The organism is Pseudarthrobacter phenanthrenivorans Sphe3, assembly GCF_000189535.1.
Lineage (GTDB): Bacteria > Actinomycetota > Actinomycetes > Actinomycetales > Micrococcaceae > Arthrobacter > Arthrobacter phenanthrenivorans.
Map to the genome: position 1 here is coordinate 2,246,312 of NC_015145.1, position 20,787 is coordinate 2,267,098.

19 protein-coding genes are annotated in these 20,787 nt (G+C 66.5%); 9 read left to right on the forward strand and 10 right to left on the reverse strand.

Annotated elements, in window-relative coordinates; translation table 11 throughout:
* Positions 1-39: 39 nt before the first annotated feature.
* From ASPHE3_RS10325 to ASPHE3_RS10350, 7 genes are all read right to left on the reverse strand, one after another.
* Positions 40-2,955 carry an HAD-IA family hydrolase gene (locus tag ASPHE3_RS10325; RefSeq protein ID WP_254362839.1) on the reverse strand — a complete coding sequence of 972 codons (2,916 nt, stop codon included), beginning with the start codon at positions 2,953-2,955 and terminating at the stop codon, positions 40-42.
* Positions 2,886-3,206, reverse strand: a complete 321-nt coding sequence (locus ASPHE3_RS22650; RefSeq protein ID WP_254362841.1) for a hypothetical protein — start codon at positions 3,204-3,206, stop codon at positions 2,886-2,888. Before ASPHE3_RS22650 ends, ASPHE3_RS10325 begins: the two co-directional genes overlap by 70 nt.
* A gap of 41 nt (positions 3,207-3,247) precedes the next feature.
* Positions 3,248-5,665, reverse strand: a complete 2,418-nt coding sequence (gene ppsA, locus ASPHE3_RS10330; protein WP_041652084.1) for a phosphoenolpyruvate synthase — start codon at positions 5,663-5,665, stop codon at positions 3,248-3,250.
* An 82-nt stretch (positions 5,666-5,747) separates the two neighbouring features.
* Positions 5,748-8,303: a cation-translocating P-type ATPase gene (locus ASPHE3_RS10335; RefSeq protein ID WP_013601176.1), complete on the reverse strand. Its 2,556-nt coding sequence runs from the start codon at positions 8,301-8,303 to the stop codon at positions 5,748-5,750.
* Positions 8,303-8,764: a universal stress protein gene (locus ASPHE3_RS10340; RefSeq protein ID WP_013601177.1), complete on the reverse strand. Its 462-nt coding sequence runs from the start codon at positions 8,762-8,764 to the stop codon at positions 8,303-8,305. Before ASPHE3_RS10340 ends, ASPHE3_RS10335 begins: the two co-directional genes overlap by 1 nt.
* 46 nt (positions 8,765-8,810) lie before the next feature.
* Positions 8,811-10,841 carry a heavy metal translocating P-type ATPase gene (locus tag ASPHE3_RS10345; RefSeq protein ID WP_013601178.1) on the reverse strand — a complete coding sequence of 677 codons (2,031 nt, stop codon included), beginning with the start codon at positions 10,839-10,841 and terminating at the stop codon, positions 8,811-8,813.
* Positions 10,813-11,295, reverse strand: coding sequence for a pyridoxamine 5'-phosphate oxidase family protein (locus ASPHE3_RS10350; RefSeq protein ID WP_041652087.1), 483 nt, complete (start codon positions 11,293-11,295; stop codon positions 10,813-10,815). The genes ASPHE3_RS10345 and ASPHE3_RS10350 overlap by 29 nt, the downstream gene beginning before the upstream one ends.
* Before the next feature lie 174 nt (positions 11,296-11,469).
* On the opposite strand from ASPHE3_RS10350, the gene ASPHE3_RS10355 reads away from it, so the two are divergent.
* From ASPHE3_RS10355 to ASPHE3_RS10375, 5 genes are all read left to right on the forward strand, one after another.
* Complete coding sequence (locus ASPHE3_RS10355; RefSeq protein ID WP_013601180.1) at positions 11,470-11,934, forward strand: flavodoxin family protein; 465 nt, start codon at positions 11,470-11,472, stop codon at positions 11,932-11,934.
* A 69-nt stretch (positions 11,935-12,003) separates the two neighbouring features.
* Positions 12,004-12,474, forward strand: coding sequence for a pyridoxamine 5'-phosphate oxidase family protein (locus ASPHE3_RS10360; RefSeq protein WP_013601181.1), 471 nt, complete (start codon positions 12,004-12,006; stop codon positions 12,472-12,474).
* Entirely contained in the window at positions 12,471-12,860 is a 390-nt protein-coding gene (locus tag ASPHE3_RS10365; RefSeq protein WP_041652801.1) for a DUF5655 domain-containing protein, read from the forward strand. Before ASPHE3_RS10360 ends, ASPHE3_RS10365 begins: the two co-directional genes overlap by 4 nt.
* Positions 12,861-12,934: 74 nt before the next feature.
* On the forward strand, positions 12,935-13,405 hold the full coding sequence (locus ASPHE3_RS10370; protein WP_013601183.1) for a GyrI-like domain-containing protein: 471 nt from the start codon (positions 12,935-12,937) through the stop codon (positions 13,403-13,405).
* Positions 13,406-13,447: 42 nt separating this feature from the next.
* Positions 13,448-13,999, forward strand: coding sequence for a flavodoxin domain-containing protein (locus ASPHE3_RS10375; RefSeq protein WP_013601184.1), 552 nt, complete (start codon positions 13,448-13,450; stop codon positions 13,997-13,999).
* Positions 14,000-14,001: 2 nt separating this feature from the next.
* Here ASPHE3_RS10375 and ASPHE3_RS10380 read toward each other — a convergent pair whose 3' ends face one another.
* Both ASPHE3_RS10380 and ASPHE3_RS10385 read right to left on the reverse strand, forming a co-directional pair.
* Complete coding sequence (locus ASPHE3_RS10380; protein ID WP_013601185.1) at positions 14,002-14,322, reverse strand: hypothetical protein; 321 nt, start codon at positions 14,320-14,322, stop codon at positions 14,002-14,004.
* Between the two features lie 125 nt (positions 14,323-14,447).
* Positions 14,448-15,296 (reverse strand): hypothetical protein, encoded by an 849-nt coding sequence (locus ASPHE3_RS10385; RefSeq protein WP_013601186.1) that lies wholly within the window; start codon positions 15,294-15,296, stop codon positions 14,448-14,450.
* A gap of 339 nt (positions 15,297-15,635) precedes the next feature.
* Between ASPHE3_RS10385 and ASPHE3_RS10390 the strand changes: the two genes are divergently transcribed.
* From ASPHE3_RS10390 to ASPHE3_RS10405, 4 genes are read left to right on the forward strand one after another with little or no spacing between them, the layout of a single operon-like run.
* A complete protein-coding gene (locus ASPHE3_RS10390) occupies positions 15,636-15,908 on the forward strand; it encodes a YegP family protein (RefSeq protein WP_013601187.1) in 273 nt (90 codons plus the stop codon).
* A 15-nt stretch (positions 15,909-15,923) separates the two neighbouring features.
* Positions 15,924-16,886: an ABC transporter ATP-binding protein gene (locus ASPHE3_RS10395; RefSeq protein ID WP_013601188.1), complete on the forward strand. Its 963-nt coding sequence runs from the start codon at positions 15,924-15,926 to the stop codon at positions 16,884-16,886.
* A 1-nt stretch (position 16,887) separates the two neighbouring features.
* Positions 16,888-18,060, forward strand: a complete 1,173-nt coding sequence (locus tag ASPHE3_RS10400) for an ABC transporter permease (protein WP_013601189.1) — start codon at positions 16,888-16,890, stop codon at positions 18,058-18,060.
* Complete coding sequence (locus tag ASPHE3_RS10405) at positions 18,057-19,223, forward strand: ABC transporter permease (RefSeq protein ID WP_013601190.1); 1,167 nt, start codon at positions 18,057-18,059, stop codon at positions 19,221-19,223. Before ASPHE3_RS10400 ends, ASPHE3_RS10405 begins: the two co-directional genes overlap by 4 nt.
* Before the next feature lie 77 nt (positions 19,224-19,300).
* On the opposite strand, the gene ASPHE3_RS10410 is transcribed toward ASPHE3_RS10405, so the two are convergent.
* Entirely contained in the window at positions 19,301-20,758 is a 1,458-nt protein-coding gene (locus ASPHE3_RS10410) for a DUF5129 domain-containing protein (protein ID WP_013601191.1), read from the reverse strand.
* Positions 20,759-20,787 lie beyond the last annotated feature (29 nt).

Here is a 20,787-nt window from a genome sequence, read left to right on the forward strand (position 1 = left end):
AGGCACCACGCTGAATCCGTCATCCACCAGCTCAATCCGTCATGATGCGGCGGACCCTTCCGACGTGGCCGGCAGCTGGAAACTCCTGGCCTCCCCCGCCGGAAGGGCGGTGTCCGTGCCGTTGACGCGGACACTGATCGGGCCCGCATCCCCGGGGGCCGAGGCGATATTTATCTGCCCGTCCCTGAGCTCAATGTGCAGATGGTGTCCCCGGTAACGGACTTCGAAGGCTACGGCCCGCAGCCCGGTGGGCAGGTTGGGGGCGAACACGAGAGTGTCCCCGCTGAGCCTCAACCCTGCGAAACTGCGCTGGATCACATCGATGGTTCCCGCCATGGCGCCCAGGTGGATACCAGCCCGCGTGGTTCCATGCTGCGTATCGTCCAGGTCGGCGTCGAGCGCTTCCCGGAAACTGTCCCACGCCCTGTCCGCGTCCAGTGCTGACAGGACGGAGGCGTGGGCGACCCGGCTCAACGTGGACCCGTGCGCGGTCCTGGCGAGGTAATACTCGATGGTTCTGTTCAGCTGCTCCGAGGTGAAGGCGTACCCCAGCTCCCCGAGAAGTGTGAGCAGTCCCTCCTGGCCCAGGAGATAGGGGAGCATCAGGACATCGGCCTGCTTGGCAAGCTTGTACCGGTTGGTTTCGTCCCCTTCGGCTTCCAGGATCAGGTCCAGCCGTTCAATGTTGTCGTAGGTTTCCCGGTACCGCTCCCAGTCCAGTTCCTCCAGCTGCTCATACCCGGCAAACTGGCTGAGGACGCCGTCGGTGTGGAACGGGACGAACATCGCCCTTCCCACCTGCACCCAGCCGGCCACTTCCTCCTCCGTAATATCCAGGCGTTCCATGAGCTCGCCCATCTCATCCCCTTGGACCGTCTGCACGATCTCCGCGGCACGAAGGCAGGCCCAGGCCGCCATCACATTGGTGTAGGCGTTATCGTCCAGGCCCGGATCGGGACTGCCGGGGTAACCTGTGTGGTACTCATCCGGCCCCACCACACCGCGCAGATGGTAACGCCCGGTGTCGTGGCTGTACTGGCTGCGGGAAGTGAAGAACCGGGCAACGTCGATCACCAGTTCGGCACCACGGCGGAAAAGCCAGGCTTTGTCATTGGTGGCCTGGTAGTACTGCCAGGCATTGAAGGCCACCGCCAGCCCGGCATGCAGCTGCAGGTGCGAGTGGTCCCTGACCCAGCGGCCGGACCTGTTGTTGTAGAGCCACTTGGGCGTCTCCTCGGTTCCGTCGCTGCCGCTCTGCCAGGGGAACTTCGCTCCGGCGAGGCCCAGGACGGCAGCCGCGTGGCGGGCCGCGGGGAGCCGCCGCCACCGGTAGTCGAGGAGCGCGCGGGCAACGTCGGGCGTCCGGGCGGTCAGGAGCGGCAGGACGAACAGCTCGTCCCAGAAGACGTGCCCCCGGTACCCCTCGCCGTGGAGTCCGCGGGCGGTGACGCCGGCGTCCAGTTCGGCGGTGTGGCGCGTCAGGGTCTGCAGCACATGGAATATGTGCAGGTTTAGGACCAGTCGCACCTGGACCGGCGCGTCGATGTCCACCAGGAAAGGATGCAGTTCGCGGTGCCAGGCTTTCAAGTGGGCCGCCAGCAGGGCGTCGACGTCATCGCCTGTCCGTTCCAGTACGCCACGCGCAGCAGATGCCGCGGACGAGATGGCCCGGTCCCGGGAGGTCACCACAGCCACGGTCTTGCTGATTCTCGCGGGCGTACCGTCCACCAGGGGAACCTGGAAGGTCCGGAAATGGAACGCTCCCTTCCTGCCCGGCCGCCCTTCGTCCGGCTGCCCGGCCACGCGCGTGCGGAAGGCCGCGGCAATCCTGATGAGGCTTTGCGTTGTTTCGGCTTCGACGACGGCGATCTCTTCCGGGTGCGTTGCGCCGGTCCGGTCCACCAGGTGGATCCCCGGGCCGGACGACGGGTCCGGCGTATTGGCGTTCCTGACGCCGGCGTTGACACCGCTGCGCACCTCCACGGCACCGGACCAGCCCAGGGGTGTGACCAGCATGTCGAGGACCATCAGGTGCGGCTCTGCCATGGAAACGAACCTGCTCTGGACGATTTCCATTCGCCGCTTGTCGGCAGTTTCCACCAGCAGCCAACGCTCCAGGACAGCCCTGTGAAGATCCAGGGTGCGGCGTTCCCGCAGGACAGCCAAGCCGCCCGCGGACCACCATTGCCCGCGCCCCACCCGCAGGTCCAGCGGCAGGCAGTCGGGGGCGTTGACCAGGTGTTCCTCCACCAGCACTTCACCGGCGGCTTCCGCCGCCACCCGGTTGTAGATGCCGGCCAGGTACATGCCCGGGTACCGGAAGCCGCCGCCCTCCGGGGCAGCGCCCCGGACGGCGAAGTAGCCGTTCCCCAAGGTGGTGAGCGCCTCGCGGTGCCCTTCGTGGCCGCCGTCGAAACCCTCGTAGGTGAGCTGCCACGGATCGCCCGCCACCAGCCCCAGGTCCAGTTCGCTGACGTCGTTGAGGACAGCAAGGGCGCCGGCAGCCTCCAGTTCCCGCCGGGTGCCGCTCCGGTCGATCCCCACCACCAGTCCAAAACCGCCCCGGCGCGCCGCCTGCACGCCGGCCACCGAATCCTCCACAACCACTGCATGGGACGGTGATACTCCCAGCCGGAAGGCGGCCGCCAGGAACACGTCCGGCGCCGGCTTCCCGCGCAGTCCGAGCTTTGCTGCGGCCGCCCCGTCCAGGATGACGCCGAAGAAATCCGGAATGCCGGCCGCGTCCAGTACCGAAGAGGCATTGCGGCTTGACGTGACCACCCCCATGGGGACACCGGCGTCGGCGAGCCTCTGCAGCAGCTGCAGCGTGCCGGGATACGTCTGGACTCCGTCCTGCCTCAGGCGCTCGAGGAAGAGCCGGTTCTTCAGGCCGCCCAGGCCAAAAGCCGTCCAGGCGCCGGGCTCGTCCGCCTCAGACCCACGGTCGATGCGCACCCCCTGGACGCCAGGAACTTCAGCACCCCTTCCTCCCGGGGAAGGCCGTCGACGTAGGTGCGGTAATCGGCTTTGGTAAAGGGTGAACGGTCAGCTGTGCCGGGAATCCGCGGGTCCTGCAGGATCCGGTCAAACGCTTCTTTCCAGGCAGCCTGGTGCACCAGCGCGGTGTTGGTGACCACTCCGTCCAGGTCGAAAATTACGGCATCGAAGGGCGGCCTGGCGGCGGCTGCGGTGGGCGATGCGGTCATATGACAGTGCTATCAGGAGGCGTTCCCGGCTGACAGTGCCGTTAGGCCTGCTTGCCCAGCCGCTGCTCGGCCGCGGCGATGACCGGCAGGGTTTTCAGGTACGTGTCGGGGTTCAAGGAAATGGAGTCGATGCCCTGGCTTACCAGGAATTCGGCAAGATCGGGGTGGTTGCTGGGGCCTTGACCGCAGATGCCAATCTTGATCCCGGCGGTGTGCGCCTTGCGGATGACCTCTGCGATCATGGCGCTGACCGCGGGGTCCCGTTCGTCAAACAGGCCTGCCAGCTGTTCGGAGTCCCGGTCAACCCCCAGGACCAGCTGGGTGAGATCGTTCGAACCGATGGAGAAGCCGTCGAAGCGCTGGGCGAACTGCTCCGCAAGCACCACGTTGGACGGTATTTCACACATCATGTAGACCTGCAGCCCGGCGTCGCCGCGCACCAGGCCGTGCTCTGCCATGGCCTCCAGGACCAGGTCGGCTTCCTGCACGGTGCGGCAGAACGGGACCATGACAATGACGTTGGAGAAGCCCACGTCCTCCCGGACGCGTTTGAGTGCTTTGCATTCCAGGGCAAAACCTTCCCGGTAATGCCCGCTGTAATAGCGCGAGGCACCACGGAAGCCAAGCATCGGGTTTTCCTCGGACTGTTCAAAGGAGGCGCCGCCCACCAGGTGGCTGTACTCGTTGCTCTTGAAATCACTCAGCCGGACAATGACAGGTTTGGGGTGGAACGGCGCCGCAATCTTGGCGATCCCGGTGGCCAGGACATCGATGAAGTACTCCTGCGGGTCCGGGTAGCCGCTGGTGAGCTTGCGGATCAGCTCGGCCTCCTCCAGGTCAGCCACTTTCTCCGGGTGCACGAGCGCCATGGGGTGGATGCGGATGAGGTTGTTGATGATGAATTCCATCCGGGCCAGGCCTACCCCCGCTGCCGGCAGCCGCCACCACTTGAAGGCCGCGGCGGGACTGCCGATGTTGACCATGACATCCGTCCGGGCCGCCGGAAGGGCCGCCATGTCCACTTCCTCGACGCTGAACTCCAGCAGGCCCTCATAAACACGTCCTTCCTCGCCTTCGGCGCAGGACAGGGTGATGGGGGCGCCATCGGGCAGCGTTTCGGTGGCGTTGCGGGTTCCGACGACGGCGGGCACGCCGAGTTCCCGGCTGACAATGGCTGCGTGGCTGGTGGGCCCGCCGTGGTCCGTGACGATGCCGGCCGCCCGCTTCATGACCGGAACCCAGTCCGGATCAGTCATCCGGGTCACCAGGACCGAACCGTCCACAAACCGCTCGATGTCCTTCGCGTCCCGGATCACGCAGGCCTGCCCGTTGGCGATGGCATCCCCGATCGCCGCCCCCACAGTCAGCACCCGGCCGGGCTGGCGGAGATGGTAGGTACGGAACGTGGTGGTGCTGCGCTGGGCCATTACGGTCTCCGGCCTGGCCTGGACCATGAACAGTTCGCCCGTGATTCCGTCCTTCGCCCACTCCATATCCATGGGGCGGCCATAGTGGTCCTCCACGGCGACAGCCCAGCGCGCCAGCTGGACGACTTCAGCGTCGTCCAGCACCAGGGCTCCGCGCTCCCTTTCAGTGGTGTCCACCATTTGGGTCCTGGCATTTCCGCCAACGCTGTAGACCATCTTCCGCTCTTTGGCGCCCAGCTGCCGCTCGATGATGGGCACGAGCCGGGAATCGGCGAGCAGCGGCTTGAACACCTGGTATTTGTCCGGATTGATGGTTCCCTGGACTACGGTTTCGCCGAGACCCCATGCAGCACTGATGACTACCGCCTGCGGAAAGCCCGACTCGGTATCGATGGAAAACATCACGCCGGAGGCGCCAAGGTCGGAACGGACCATCCGCTGGACCCCCACCGAAAGCGCAACCTCCAGGTGGTCGTAACCCTTCATTTCCCGGTAGCTGATGGCGCGGTCCGTGAACAGTGAGGCGTAGCAGCGCCGGCAGGCTTCAAGGACGGCCCGCTCCCCGGCGACATTGAGGAAGGTCTCCTGCTGGCCAGCGAAACTGGCGTCCGGCAGGTCTTCAGCCGTGGCGCTGCTGCGGACGGCAACCGACACGTCGTCCTGGCCCGCCCGGCTGGAAAGGAGGCGGTAGTGCTCCTGGATGGCGGCCCCGATGCTGTCCGGGAACACTGCTGCCAGGAAAAGTTCCCGGATGGCGGCGCCCGTCTGGCGCAATGTTGCCCGGCCGCCCCGGTAGTCCTGGATGTGGGACCTGATAAGGGGTTCCAGGCCGTTGGCTTCAAGGAAGGAACGGTAGGCAGCAGCGGTGGTGGCGAAGCCTTCAGGAACCCTCACCCCGGCAGAGCGCAGGGACCTGCTCAATTCCCCCAGGGAGGCGTTCTTACCCCCGACAGAGGCAACATCCCCTATCCCGGTATCGTCGAACCACAAAACGAGAGCGTCGGTCAGGGAGGTCACGGAGGGTGCAGTCATGCCTTGATTGTGGGACGTGCAGGAAGGGCCGTGCAGAGTCTTTGGTCCCGCGGGCCCGCCCTGCCCTTGCCGGCACTCCCGGCTACGTCCCGCTCCACCGCCTTTTGGCGGCCTTGTAGGCCCAGTCCGCTGCCAGCACGGCCGGTACCGCCAGGGCAGCCAGGAGCAGTCCGGCCGGCGGGGGTGGCGCCTGGCCCAGCAGCCTGGAGACCTGGGGAACATACAGGCAGGCGGCCAGAACAACCAGTTCAGCCAGGACAGCCCACACCAGGAGGCGGTTGGTGCCCCAGCCCAGCTTCCACGGGGCAACGCTGGCGCTCCGGCAGGCGAAGGCATTGGCCAGCTGGCCCAGCACCACGGCCGTGAAGGCAGCGCCGGACGCGGCCATGAGCAGCTCAGGCCCCGGGAGTTCGCCGCGGGTCCAGCCGCCGCCGAAGAGGACCGCGGAGAATGCCGCCATTTCAATGGCCGCCTCCACAGGGCCCAGCACGCAAAAAACCCGCACCATGAGCTGCCGGTCCATCAGGTGCCGCCGTTCCGGCGGGCGTGCCAGCACCCGTTTGCCGGGTGGTTCGGCTCCCAGCGCCAGGGCCGGCAGCAGGTCGGTGCCGATGTCCAGGGCGAGGATCTGCAGGACGCCGAGGGCAAGCGGGAACTGCCCGCCCGAAAGCGCCCACACAACGAAAGGCGTCAGCTCCGCCACATTGTCTGTGAGGTGGTACGTCAGGAACCGGCGGATATTCGAGTACGTGGCCCTGCCCTGCTCGATGGCAGCCACAATCGTGCCGAAATGGTCGTCCAGGAGGACAAGGTCCGCGGCTTCGCGTGCCACATCCGTGCCGCTGAGCCCCATTGCCACCCCTATGTCCGCCTCCTGGAGGGCCGGGCCGTCGTTCACGCCGTCGCCGGTCATGGCCACCACGTGCCCCCTGGACTGCAGCGCTTTGGCGACCCGAAGCTTCTGCTCCGGCGAGACGCGGCTGACCACCACCCCGTCCCGGTCAAGGAGCGCTCCGAGCATCTGCTCGTCGTCAGGCAGATCGGAGCCTTCCACAACGCGTTCGGGCATCCCCATCAAGCCATTTTCCCGGGCAATCGCGGCTGCAGTGGCCGGGTGGTCGCCCGTGATCATGGCAAGTTTGAGCCCGGCCTGCCGCGCTGTCCGGATCACGTCGGCAACGTCCGGCCGGGGCGGATCGTGGAGGCCGATCAGGCCCAGCAGCTCCAAGCCCTGTTCCAGGTCCTCGGCGGGGCATGCGTCCCACGTGCCAGGGGGTCCATCCAGCCGCCTCCGCGCGGCGGCAATCACCCGCAATCCGCGGGAGGCCATCACCTGCACCTGCTCCTTGAACTGTGCGGGGACGTCCCCGCACAGGGGAAGGACGGCTTCGGGGGCGCCCTTGCAGAAGAGGTCCGGCCCCACAACCGCCGATTCCCGGCGTCGTACCGGATCAAAGGCGAGGCGCCGCGAGGGTGCCTTTCCGGTGCCCGCCGTTCCCGTCAGCCGCCGGGCCAGGACGTCGATGGCGGCTTCCATCGGATCCCCCGCGGCCCGCCATTCCCCGTTGTGCAGTTCGGCCCGGCCCTGCGAGGCGGCGAGCGCCGCGAAGGCCGTCTCCGCGGCTTTTCCTTTTCCCTCCCCCTGCACGGTGCCTTCCGGGCAGTACCCCTCGCCTTCTATGCGGACGGATCCTTCGCCGGTGAAAACCTCGACGGCGTTCATCCTGTTCTGCGTCAGGGTTCCCGTCTTGTCCGTACAGATAAACGTCGTGGAGCCAAGGGTTTCCACGGCCTCCAGGTTCCGGACCAGCGCATTGCGGGAAGCCATGCGCTGGGCGCCCATGGCCAGTGAGAGCGTGACGGTGGGCAGCAGGCCTTCCGGGACGAGGGCCACGGCCACGCCGATGGCGAAAAGGAACGAATCGCGCCATTGGATGCCCACCAGCAGCGACACCAGGAAGAACAGGGCGGCAATGGCCAGCGCCACGGACGCTACCAGCCGGACGATCCTGCGCAGTTCCAGGGACAGCGGGGTGGGCGGGGAAACCGCTCCGCTGGTGAGTGCGGCGATCCCGGCCAGGCGTGTCATTGCGCCCGTGGCGCTGACGGACGCCTCGGCGTCGCCGTTGACCATGAAGGTTCCGCCCCAGGCGGGGTCTCCGGCTGCCTTGGGTACTGGAACGCTTTCGCCGGTCAGCATCGATTCGTCCACGGCACAGGCTCCAGCAGTTGCCAGTACCACGTCCGCAGGGATCCGGTCTCCGGCGGTCAGGAGTACCAGGTCGCCCGGGACCAGCTCGCTGGCATGCATGGTGCGGACGCGCCCGTCCCGCCGGACCCGGACGTCAGCGGGCAGCAGCCCGCGCAGTTTCGCGGCCGCGTGCTGGGCCCTTTCCTGCTGGATGTGCGCGAACACGCCGTTGACAAGAACGACGACGATAATCGCCACCCCCAGTTGCGGCATGTCCGCGAGGAAGGCCAGTCCTGCGGCGCACCAGAGCATCAGTGCGAAGAAGTGGGTCAGCTCCCCCCACAGTTTCCGCCACTGCGGTACCGGTTTCTCCGCCGGAAGGAGGTTGGGTCCTGCCTGCTCCAGAAGCTCCGCAGCCTGTTGCGAGGTCAGGCCCGCCGCTGTCATCACACGTTGTCCGCCTCCTGGCCCACCAGGACCACGGGGCATACGGAATGCGCGGCGCAGGCTTTGCTGACTGAGCCCATGGAGGTGCCAAGGAATCCCCCCTCACCGTGGCGTCCCACCACCAGCAGCTGCGCCCGGCGGCTCTCCTCCACCAGGACTTTGCCGGGCGGGCCGAACTTGACCGTGACGTCGATGTTCGCGGGACGCGCGTCGGAGAAGGCACGGCCCAGGGCGTCCTCCACCAGGCGGGCAGCCGTGTCCTCCAGCCTCGCCGTCAAGGGGTGCTCGCCGCTTTCGAGGTGCGCCACCACCAAGTAATCGGGCATGCCGATACACGTAATCACTTCCAGCCGGGCATCGAGGCGCGCGGCCAGCATCCCTGCGTAGCGGAGGGCCGCCGAGGAGAATTCCGAGCCGTCCACTCCCGCAATCACGGGCTTGGACACTATGTCTGCATTCATACCCACTACCATCCCCAGAGCCGGAGGCGGGGGGAAGGGCCAAAAGTCATGCAGGGCGCCGGGCCTTCCCGGCATCCGTGATGCCAGCACGCGGTATGTCAACAGCGGTCACATCAGCACGGGGTATGTCAGCACCGCGCAGCGCCCTGAGTCCGTTCAGGATCGTGGCAAGGTCTACGAGCTCCTGCAGGAGCGCACCCGTGACCGCCGGAATGTACCCCGTCATGGCCACCGCCATGAGTCCTACGCTCAGTCCGATTCCGGTCCAGATGCTCACCAGCGCCACCGCTACGGTGCGTTTGCCGATGCCCACGGCCACTGCCACCTTGGACAGGTCATCGAGCATCACCACAACGTCCGCCGACTCACTCGCTGCGGTGGCACCCTTGGCCCCCATCGCGATGCCGACATCTGCGGCCGCAAGCACCGGGGCATCATTGACGCCGTCGCCCACCATCAACACCGGGCGTTCCAGCACGGCCGCCACGGCGTTGACCTTGTCCTCGGGAAGGCAGTCCGCCTGGACGTTGCGAATCCCGGCTTCCCGGGCGATGTGGGCGGCGGTTCCGGCGGCATCACCTGTCAGCAGCAGGGTGTGCCGGACACCGAGGCTGTGCAGCCTGGCGAGCGTCTCCCCGGCGTCGGCCCGCAGCGGGTCCTTCATGATGAGGGCACCGGCGTAGACCCCGTTGACGGCAACATAGACGGCAAGCTGGCCGCTTTGCAGTTCCGCTTCCCGGAAATCTGTGGCCGAGGCGCCGACCAGGCGCGCCTTGCCAACAACCACTCGCTCACCGCCGCAGACCGCTTCCACCCCATGGGTGGCATGCTCTGCAGCCTCCGCAACCGGCAACAGCTCAAGGTTCCGGGCAGCCGCAGCCTCGATCACCGAGGCCGCCAGGACGTGCGACGAGTACTGCTCGGCGGAGGCAGCGAGCTGCAGGATCCGGTCAGCGCTGACGGTCCCACCGTTGCCGGCTCCCTGCTCCTGTGCCGTGAGGACGCTCTGGAGGACGGGCCGCCCTGAGGTCAGGGTTCCGGTTTTGTCAAAAACCGCCGTCCTGGCCTTGGCCAGTTGCTCCAGCGTCCTGGTGTTCTTGATGATGATGCCCTTATGGGCCGCCTGGCTGGTGCCGGCAAGGAACGCAACCGGCGCGGCGATCAGGAGCGGGCAGGGGGTTGCCACCACAAGGACCTGGGCGAACCTCACGGGATCTCCGGACAGGAACCAGGCCGTGCCCGCCATGGCGATCGCGAGCGCGGTGAAGGGAACGGCATAGCGGTCTGCGAGGCGGACCACCGGTGCGCGGCTGTTGGAGGCTTCTTCCACCAGGGCAATGATCCGGCTGTACTGCGAATCGGCAGCGGTGGCGGTGGCGCGCATCCTGATGGCTGACTCGCCGTTCACGGACCCGCTCAGCAGCTGCTCGCCCCGGACCCGCTCCACGGGGAGGCTCTCGCCGGTCAGCGATGATTCATCAAGGCTTGCCGAATCTGACAGGAGCTCCCCGTCCACGGGCACCAGCTCCGAGGGGCGCACCACCAGGACATCACCGGTTGCCACCTCTCCCACTGGAATCTCGTCCAGGGATCCGGCGGCTTCCCGGTGGGCGAACCGGGGTGCCCTGTCCAGCAGCGAACGCAGCTCCCGTGCTGCGCGTCCCTGCGCAAAGCTTTCCAGTGCCTCCCCTCCGGACAGCATGAGGATCACCACCAGGGCCGCGAGGTACTCCCCCACCCACACCGTGCTGGCAATGGCCATCAGCGCCAGCACGTCGATGCCCCAGCGGCCCTCGCGCAGGCTCCGGAACATGGCGACGGCGCGGCCGGCGGCAACGATGGCAGCATAGGCGGAGGCCCCCAGCCGCACGGGTTCTTCCAGGCCGAACTGCAGCAGCAGGCCAGTGAGGACAAGCACCAGGCATGTCAGCGCCACCAGCGGATACAGCCGGACAAACTTGACGGCCCTGCCCGGGAACGTTTGGGCGGAGGTGTCCGGACCGGTGTCAGGGCCCCGGATGTCAGTGCCCGCGGCGGCCGGGCGTTCCTCAGGCAAAGCCCGCCCGCGCGGGATCATCGATGTGGTTCCACCAGGTGAGCGGCGGGGTGACCTTGAAGCGGCGGCCGCTGACCGCCGTCGGGATGATCCGCACGAAGTGGTCCTTGTGCCCGGACTGCCAGGGGAAAAGCGTCAGGCCAACACCTTTCAGCAACTCCGGGGAAGGCTCCAGGGCGACGGCGTGGCCCTTCACCTCCACGCTCCAGGCCGTCCGCTTTTCCTGGTCTGTGCCGTCCACTTCAAATGCCACGGCGGCGGGCCCGGCCGCCGCGTGGAGCTTGGTACCTTCCCCGCTGCGGAAGACCACGGAACCATGGTCCACTTTGTAGTTCACGGGAAAGATCTCCGGATGGCCATCCACCAGGACGGCAAGGTGGCCTGCTGGAACCCCGCGCAGGAGATCCCAGCACTCATCGGAATCCAAGACTTCCACAGCGGGTGAAGCGTTTCGCCCAGGCGACTCGTTGTGCATACAGCTGAACGTAGTGCCCCCGGCACCGTCAGTGCTAGGGCATTTAGGCCCGGGAACCGGTGGCTTTGGCGGGCCGGCCATGACTTTCGGCCCTGCACCGGGGACTTTGCTGCCCGCAGGATGGAAGCACACAATTTCCAGCACGTGCGCTGCCCGCGAAAGGCGACAGGAAAAATGAAAACCCACATTGTCTACGACTCCGCCTATGGCAACACCAGGACCATTGCCGAGGCGCTTGCGTCACGTCTGGGGAACAACGCAGCCGCCGTTCCCGTAGACCGTTTCGACGCCCGGGCCGTTCGGGCCGGAGATCTCCTGGTGGTGGGAAGCCCCATCAATGGATGGCGCCCCACAGCAAAAATCGCGCAGGCGCTCGCGGACCTGGCGGAGCATGGACTGGCGGGGGTTAAGACAGCAGCGTTTGATACCCGGCTCAAGCTGTTCATCCACGGTGACGCGGCCAAAAAGATCAGCCGCGCCTTGAAGGACGCCGGGGCCAGCATCGTCTCCGGCCCCATGGCCTTCTATGTCAAGGGCAGCGAGGGACCCCTGCTGCAGGGCGAGGAAGAACGCGCCGCATCCTGGGCCGGAACCCTGCTTGCATCCCTGAAGGACCAGGCCAGTCACGGCAACGCCTAAAGGCGCCAGGAAAGGGGTCAAGGTCTTTGGGCCCTGTTGGACGTCCGGCCCGCACCATAGGATCTGGGCATGACCGAGAAAAACATGGTGCCGGAAGCTGAAATCCTCGACTCCGACGAGTGCTGGAAACTACTGGAACACACGAGCGTGGGACGGCTTGGGGTGGTTGTCAACGGCGAGCCGGACGTCTTCCCGGTGAGCTTCAAGGTTGACGGTGAGGGCCTCATCTTCCGGACGGGCGGCGGAACGAAGCTGCAGGCCATGGAAGCCAACTCAATGGTTGCCCTGGAAGCGGACAGTGTGAGCGCCGAGTTTGGCCTTGCATGGAGCGTTGTGGTCAAGGGCAAGGCTGTCCAGGATGACGCCACGGGACCGGCATTGAATGAGCCGCGGCGGGGACTCTTTCCCTGGCAGGGCGTTGGCCAGGACCACCTGATCCGGATCGTTCCCCAGTCGGTCACGGGCCGCAGGTTCACCCTGTCGGCCACCGGCACTTGGCAGACACCCCTGAACGAGGCCACCCGGGCCGGCCTCGAATAGCCACGGTCCCGTCCGCAGCGGGCGGTGAAGCGTGGACTGCTGCCCGCTTTTTTGAGGGGTCCCCCGCTGCTTACGCCATCTACCAGGCGGCAGAACGGATGGCAGCAGCGCTGGGACCCATGGAAGTCCGCGTCAGCAAAAGCCAAGTGGCGTTCCGGCGCCGGCGCGGCTTTGCGTACCTCTGGCGCCCCGGGACCTACGTAAAGTCCGCGGTTCCCGTGGTCCTCTCGCTGGCGTTGCCTTACGAGGCAGCCTCACCGCGGTTCAAGGAAATTGCCCACCCCTCCCGTGGAATCTGGATGCACCATCTTGAACTGGTGGACAGCAGCGGGCTGGACAGGGAGGTGGCGGAGTGGATGCGGCAGGCCTATGAGTCCGCCGGGTGACTGCCGCCCCCGGGCAGCAATCCAGGGTCCTAAGGCCCTGTGGCCGCTGCCGCCGGCGGGGGCACTCTAATGCCATGAACAATTCTGCCCAGCACCCCAGGAAAGTCCACCTCACGGAGCAGCCCGTCGCCGTCGTCCGCGAACGCGTCCCCATGGCTTCACTTACCGATTTCTTCGGCCGGGCATTCAGCACGGTGATGGCTGCCGCGCAAAAGCAGGGTGCCAGCCCGGCCGGGCCGCCCTTCGCGCTCTACCGCGGAATGCCAAGCGAGTCAGTTGACGTGGAAGCCGGCTTCCCCATCACCGGAAACTTCGAGGGGACAGACGGGGTAGCCAAAGGGACACTGCCGGAGACGGATGCCCTCGAGGCCCTCCATATTGGACCGTATGACACCCTGGAAAGCACCTACCACGCCATCCTGGGACAAATGGAAGCCGAGGGCCTCACCCCTTCGGACACCATGTGGGAGTACTACCTGAGCGACCCGGAGGCCGAACCAGACCCGGCGAAATGGCAGACAAGGGTGGTCTGGCCCATCGCGTAACTGCTTCAAGCCACATCCCGACCGCACCAACAGGAGGTCACCATGAAAGTTCTTGTTGCCTACGCCAGCCGGCACGGCTCCACGGCAGGAATAGCTGAACGCATCGCAGCCCGCATTTCGGAGAACGGGCACCAGGCCGAGGCGCGGTCCGTAGCAGACGTGGACGACGTTGGCCCATACGACGCCGTGGTTCTGGGCAGCGCCGCCTACATGGTCCATTGGCTCAAGGAAGCTACGGCGTTTGCCAGGCGGCACCATAGCGAACTCCAGGACAAACGGGTGTGGCTCTTCAGCAGTGGACCCCTCGGCACGGACACCGTTGACAAGGATGGCAATGATGTTCTGGCGAGCGCCAGGCCCAAGGAATTCACCGCACTGCAGGAGGTACTCCAGCCCCGCGGAGAACATGTCTTTTTCGGTGCCTGGGACCCCGACGCCCCTCCTGTGGGCCTTGGCGAGCGCCTGATCCGGCTGGCACCGGCGTCGAAGGACGCGCTGCCGGCCGGTGATTTCCGCGATTGGGCCGCCATTGACGCCTGGGCCGACGAGATCACCAGGGAACTCACATCCCATGCCGGAGACGCGGGACGGTAAAACTAGCTGCCTGCCCGCCGTGCAAAGGTCAGTTCCCAGGGCTTTTGGCCGCGGCTGGTTTCGGACCAACCGTCCCTGGCAATCTGCTGCCGGAGCTCCGCGAGGCTTGCTTCCATCCCCGGAGCCCATTGTTCTTCGGGCGGGGTGGCACCTAGCGGCGGCCCCGGGAAGGTGTCGCTGACATAGAGCCGGCGGTCATCATCCGTTTTCCCCACGAACCGCAGTTGCGTCCGCCCGTACTGGGATCCCAACGTGTAGAGGATGCGTGCCCACCAGGATTGGGAGGCGGCATCCTCGAGCTCGATCTGCAGCTTTTCGTCCATGCCGCCCAGCGTAGGAACGGACGGCAGGAAGACACTAGAGACCAAGGTCATGAGTCCCCGGCCGGCCTGCTAAAGCCCGAATGGCGCAGATGCCCCCGCTTGCGATGGAAAGAACGGGCGGTAGATCATGAGCGCCAACCTGCGAACGGCGGCGCGAAGACCAGGAATGCGGCCATCAGCGGCAGTGAGGCATCCGGATCGGCCTTCACGTACATGACCACGGCCATGGAGGCCACCGAGGCAGCCAGGAACGCGTACCCCGTGAGCAGCGGATACATGATCTTCAAAGCCCACTGTGCGCCCAGGAGCAGGCCAATTCCGGACGCGACGGCCGCCGGTACGATGATGCCCAGGTCCATCAGCTTCACCATCCAGAAGGGCGTGGGACTGGAGGAATACTCGGTAAGGGACGAAGGGTTGGACCACGCGGCGAGCAGCGGCCGCAAATGCTGCCCGACCACGAGGAACGCCGCCACCACCAGCAGCGACACGGCGGCCGTCTTCCAGACCCCCTGCGAAGGCTGGGGCAGGTCCCGCGGCCCGGCGGCCAGGGACAGGACAACCGCGGCTTCGGCAAGAATGAAGACAGCGAGCAGCAACGGGAACCAATACTCCACGTTGCCCGGCAGCCGCAGGTACTCCTGGCCGATGACCACCTGTGCGTAGGTGTAGATGGCATACACGCCAATGCCGCTGCCCAGCAGAGGCCCGCCCGGGTTGCCCCGGAGGACCAGCACGGCGGCGGCGATGGTGGCGGGAAATACGACGAAAAGGGCCGCGGCATCGCTGCCCACCAACTGGTTGACCGTCGTCTCCGACGTGCGGTACTGCATGAATCCAAAGCCCAGCGGCCCCATCAAGGAGGAAACCGCCATGCCCATTCCCAGGGCCAGCAGAACAATTGCCAACGCGCTCGCAGTGGCCTGTTCCCGGCGTCGACCCTTCCCCGCATACAACCCGACTTCGTTCTTCATCCGTAAGCACCTCCTGCACCGAGGCTAGGAGCGGCTTCCCGCACAGACTAGAGCCAAACGGCTCTGAAGCGGACAAGCGGCCTCTCCGCCGGCGGCCTTGCCTGCTGGAAGCAGCCCGCTGGAAGCCGACCGCTGGAAGCCAGCCGGTTTCACCAGCGATTGGGCAATACGGGACTTTGGGCCCTAATAGCCGGCCGCATGCTCTGGCAGGGTTGGTTGAGGCCCGAAGGATGCACCATGGCTGGGGTGCTGTGTCCGGGCTGCCGCACCGGGTGGCCGGTGTGCCCACGCGCTCCACGAATCCGATGGAGCCAGGTTGCTTGAGGGAGAGCAGGACTTATGGCGGGAACGTTCGAACTGTTTGCCGATGAAGATTCGCGGATCAGGTTCAGGCTGGTGGCGGCGGATGGAACGGTGCTGGCCGTGTCCGGGCAGTACCAGGACAAGTACCAGGCTGCTGCCGCCATCAACGATGTCCGCGAATGCGCCGGCACCGGTTTGATCCGGGACCTCGCTCCCGTTGCCGCCCCGGTCCGGGTCCGGATCCCCAGGCGCCTCCCGCAGGCACTGCCGTTCGCTTCCGCCAAGGCGGGATCGCTCGGTGCCGCCTAGCAAACCGGCTGTCCGATGACGGCGGACGTTCAGACCCAGAAGGCTCAGGTCCTGGGCGTCAAAGGCCTGGTGAAAAGCTATGGCAGCCACACTGTGGTGGACGGCGTCTCCTTCCACATTGAAGCCGGCGAAACGTACGGGCTCCTGGGTCCCAACGGGGCGGGCAAAACCACCATTATTTCCATGGTGGCAGGACTGATTCCGGCTGACTCCGGATCCATCGAGCTGGCCGGTGCAGCCATGACTCCGGCCAGTACACGGGTCAAAGGCCACATTGGGCTGGTCCCGCAGGAACTGGCTATCTACCCTGACCTGACGGCAAAGGAGAACCTCATGTTCTTCGGCCGGCTCCAGGGTTTGGGCGGCCAGGAACTGAAATCGCGGACCGGGGAGGTCCTGGACCTCATCGGCCTGGCGGACCGGGCCGGCGAGCAGACCAAGAAGTTCTCGGGCGGTATGAAGCGCCGGCTGAACATCGGCATCGGCCTCCTGCACCGGCCCACCCTGCTGATCCTTGATGAACCAACGGTGGGGGTGGATCCCCAGTCCCGCAATTCCATCCTGGAATCAGTGGAAGGCCTCGCCACGGAGGGCATGGCGGTGCTGTACACAACCCATTACATGGAGGAGGCGGAGCGGCTGTGCGACCGGATCGCCATCATTGACGAGGGCCGGATCCAGGCCGAGGGCACCCGGAACCAGCTCGTTGAATTGACGGGCGGGGTGGACCGCATCGACCTGCGCGGCAGCGGCAACACCAGTGCCGCTGCCACGGCACTGCGGCAGCTTCCAGGCGTGCAGCATGTCGACGGCGGCACGTCCGGGCTGACCCTGACCGTGCACAACGGGCCGGGACTCCTGGCCCCCATCGTGGCTGAGGCGGGACGGGCCGGGGTGGCGCTGACTTCCGTGGAGATCGTCCGGCCGGACCTGGAATCGGTCTTCCTGCACCTGACCGGCAAAGCACTCCGGGACTGACGTGCGCGGACTCTGGACCATGGTGGCCAACGACCTCCGGCAGCGGGTCCGGGACAAATCCGTGTTCATCTTTTCCCTCCTCGTTCCCCTGGCGCTGATGGCTGTGCTGAACCTGTCCTTTGGCGGGTTCGACACCGAGAGCGTAGACCTGAAGCCAGCCGAAGTCGTGGCCAGCTCGGAGGACAGCGGGCAGCTCGGCGCCGCCCTGCTGGAGGCCGTGGACTCGCTGCCCATCATGGATGTCACTGTCCGCAAGGTGCCCGCCGCAGAGGTCAGCCGGGAGACCAGGGACAGCGGAGCGGACCTGGGCATCATCCTGCCAGCGGAATTCACGGCGGCGGTCACGTCCGGGCAGGCGCTCAGCGTCCAGGTGATCGAGGGGGACGGGGCAGGGCTGGAAACCAACGTCCTGGTGTCAGTGGTGGACGGGCTCCTCGAGCAGTTTTCGGCGGGGACCGTAACTGCCGAAGCCGGTGAAACCGCCGGACTCCCCCATGATGTCCTGGCAGGTTTGGCGCAGCAGGCAGCCGCAGGGCCGCCGGCGCTTACGCTCTCGGAAGGCCAGGCGTCCGCGGAGCAGCTGTCCCTGAAGGGAACCTTGGTGGCTGGCCAAACAGGGCTCTTCCTGCTCTTCACGGTCGGTTTCGGCGTCCTGGGGCTGCTGGCCGAGCGGGAGGAGGGCACCCTCTCCAGGCTGCAGTCCACTCCGGTGGCGCCGGGAACCATCATCACGGCCAAAGCCCTGGTGGGATTCATCCTGGGCGTCGTGGCCACCACCATCCTGCTGACTGCCGGCAGCGTACTGTTCGGTGTGTCCTTCGGCTCACCGGCAGTGGTGGCACTCCTGGTCCTCGCCGTGGCAGCAGCCGCAACGAGCCTCACGTTTATCGTCGCGCGCCTTGTCCGGACCGCCGAGCAGGCAAACATTGTCCAATCCATCCTGGGCATGGTGCTGGGCATTGCGGGCGGCGCGTTCTTCCCCATCGAAGCCTCAGGATTCCTTGCTGCGCTCATGGACCTCAACCCCATTGCAGCCTTCATCCGCGGCCTCGGCATCACGGCGGGCGGCGGCGGAGTGGCCGACGCCGGCATTCCCCTTGCCATCATGCTCGGCTTCGCTGCGGCGGCGACGCTGGCCTCCCGGCTGCTCCCGGACAGGGGTGTCAGGCAATGAGGAGCATCCTGGGAATCGCCGCCGTGGAAGTCCGGCTCTTCCTGCGGGACAGGTCCAACATCTTCTTCGTCTTCATTTTTCCCCTTCTGCTGATCCTGCTGCTCGGCTCGCAGTTCGGCACCAACAGCGGCCAGGCGCGGGTGGCGCTGTCCGGCGGAGCGGATACTGCGCTGGCACGCGCCCTGACGGAGCAAATGGAGGAGGACGGCCTGCAGGTTTCCGCCGCCGGGGCCGGAACAGTGCGGGACCAGCTGAGCCGCGGCAGGACCGACGTCGGGATCTTCATCAGCGACGACGACTCGGCCGCTTTCTCGGCAGGCCGGCCCGCGGACCTGGAAGTGGTGACGGCTTCCCAGTCGGCGGCGCAGGCAGTGCTCCAGGAAGTCCGCTCGTCCATCCAGGCGGTCAGCACGGAACGGCGGCAGCAGTCCCTCCTTGAAGCTGCCGGCGTGGATGCATCTGAGGCAGCGGCGGCACTGGAGCAGGCACGGAAAGCGGTGCAACGGCCGCGCGTGGAACTGGTGGACACCAACGACGTCTCGCAGGTGTTCCAGGGCCTGGGCAGGTTCGATCTCGGAGCCGCCCAGCAGCTTCTCCTCTTCGTCTTCCTCAGTTCCCTCACGGGCGCCGCCACCCTGATCAAAGCCCGCCGCCTGGGCGTCATCGCCCGCGTCATGGCCGCCCCTGTCAGCAGCTGGCAGGCGCTCGCGGGCCAGGCTATGGGACGCTTCGGAATCGCCGCGGTCCAAGGCGGGTACATCATGCTCGGCACATCCCTGTTGTTCGGCGTGGACTGGGGGAATCCGCTGCTGGCCGGGCTGGTCCTGGTTCTCTTCTGCGCTGTGTCCGCCGCAGCAGCGATGGTCATCGGGGCTTTGATGGATAACGACGCCGCCGCGTCCGGTGTGGGCGTAGGGCTCGGCCTGGTGCTGGCGGGCCTGGGCGGTTCCATGGTGCCGCCGGAGTTTTTCTCCGGGACGCTGCAGGCAGTGTCCCGGGTAACCCCTCACCGGTGGGCCTACGACGCGTTCGCGGACATCCAGCGCCACAACGGAACGCTGGGGGACATCCTTCCGCAGCTGGGCGTCCTGGCCGCCATGGCGCTGGCACTGTTGGCGCTCGGATCCTTCCTGCTGCAGCGCAGCCTCAGCCGCGCGCTTTAGGCAAGGGCCGCCGTCGTACCCCACTCAAAAGCCGCACCCGCTCGTGTCCGCCGGCCAGAAGCCGTGCGTAGCCCCGCTCAGAAGCTGGACGAACTGCCGGAACCGGAAAAGCTCCCGCCGCTGCTTCCGTAACCTGTGGTGCTGCCGCCTCCGCCGCGGGCGGAGCTGACGCTGCTGACGCCCGTATTGAGCCCGGAGTTGAAGGTGGCCACCGAGAAGAAGTGGTAGGACGGGTAAACCGTGCCCAGGATGCTTGGCTCGTAAGTGCGGCGGCGGTGGTCGAGGCCGTCCTGGGCCGCCTCCATCTCCTTGCGCATCAGCGCAGCCTCGCGTTCGTTCTTCGCATAGCCTTCAATGACCGTTTCAGCATGGTTTTCCAGCAGCACCGCGAGCCGGGTCCTGGCCTCGTAGAGGCGGTCCAGCGCCTTTTCGGGCGTGATTTTTCCCTCCGCCAGCTCCGCCGTCCACCGCTCGATCTCCCGCAGGCTCTGGTCACGGAAGGACCGGAGTGCCGCCGCTGAGGCAGAGTCCCCCTGGCCGTGGCGCTTGCTGAGGAGCTGTTCCAGCCCGGCAAGGTCGTTCCGGAAGGGGGCAAGCTGGCGGTCCCACGCTGCGGGCCACGCATCGGCGCGGTTCAGGAGCGCGTTGGTGTCGGCAATGACATCGTCCAGGGCGTCGAGCTCCGAGGCGGCCTCCGCATATTCGCGCGCGAGCTTCAGGTTCCTGCGTCGGCCAAACTCCCGCTTCGAGAGCGCGTGCACCTTGTTGGACAGCTCGCTGGCAGCGTTGTAGCGGTTGAGGAAGGTGCGGTGTTTCTCCAGGACGGTGCTTCCATACCTGGACGCTTCGGGAATGGTGCCGGCGTTGAGCTCTGTCACCTCGAGGTCCATGCTGACGTTGGCGTAGCTCCGGTCCCCGCGTTCGATCTCTTTCCGCGCGGAGGATCTGGTGACGGCCCGCACCACAACCCATGCTCCGGCTCCCAGGGCTGCCGTCCCCGCCGTTACCCACGCCGTGACCAGGAAGGCGGCCGACCGGTACCACGGCTGGTTGATGAGCTCGGCAGCCCGCTGGACTCCGGCAATGGTCCCGTCCGTCCACTGGGCGTCGCGCAGCAGGTCCTTTGCAGCGTCCTGGATCTCGTTCCGCTGTTCCAGGGACACTTTGCGGTCCTCGCCCATGTAGGTGCCCACATGGCGGCCCACCGGGTCCAGGGCGAAAATAAACAGTCCGTCCGCCCACTTCTGTCCGTCCGCGCTGATCCACTCGGGGTGCTCAGCCCGGGCAAACCTCAGGACTTCCTCATTGAGGTTGTCCTCGGTCCGTCCGTTGTAGGTGTACACCACAACCCGGGTAGGCTCATAGAACTCGATGCGTTCAAGGGCCGGCACCAGGGTGTTCCGGTCCAGCACCCCCGCAGTGTCCTGGATCTCCACGGACACCGGCGCCACGGCGAAGGCGACGGCGGCCGTGCCGGGCAACAGCACCAGCAAAGCCAGGAGCAGGCTGCCGATCCTGCGCATCATGCTGCCCATTTATGACCACTCCCTGCAGGCGGGGCCGC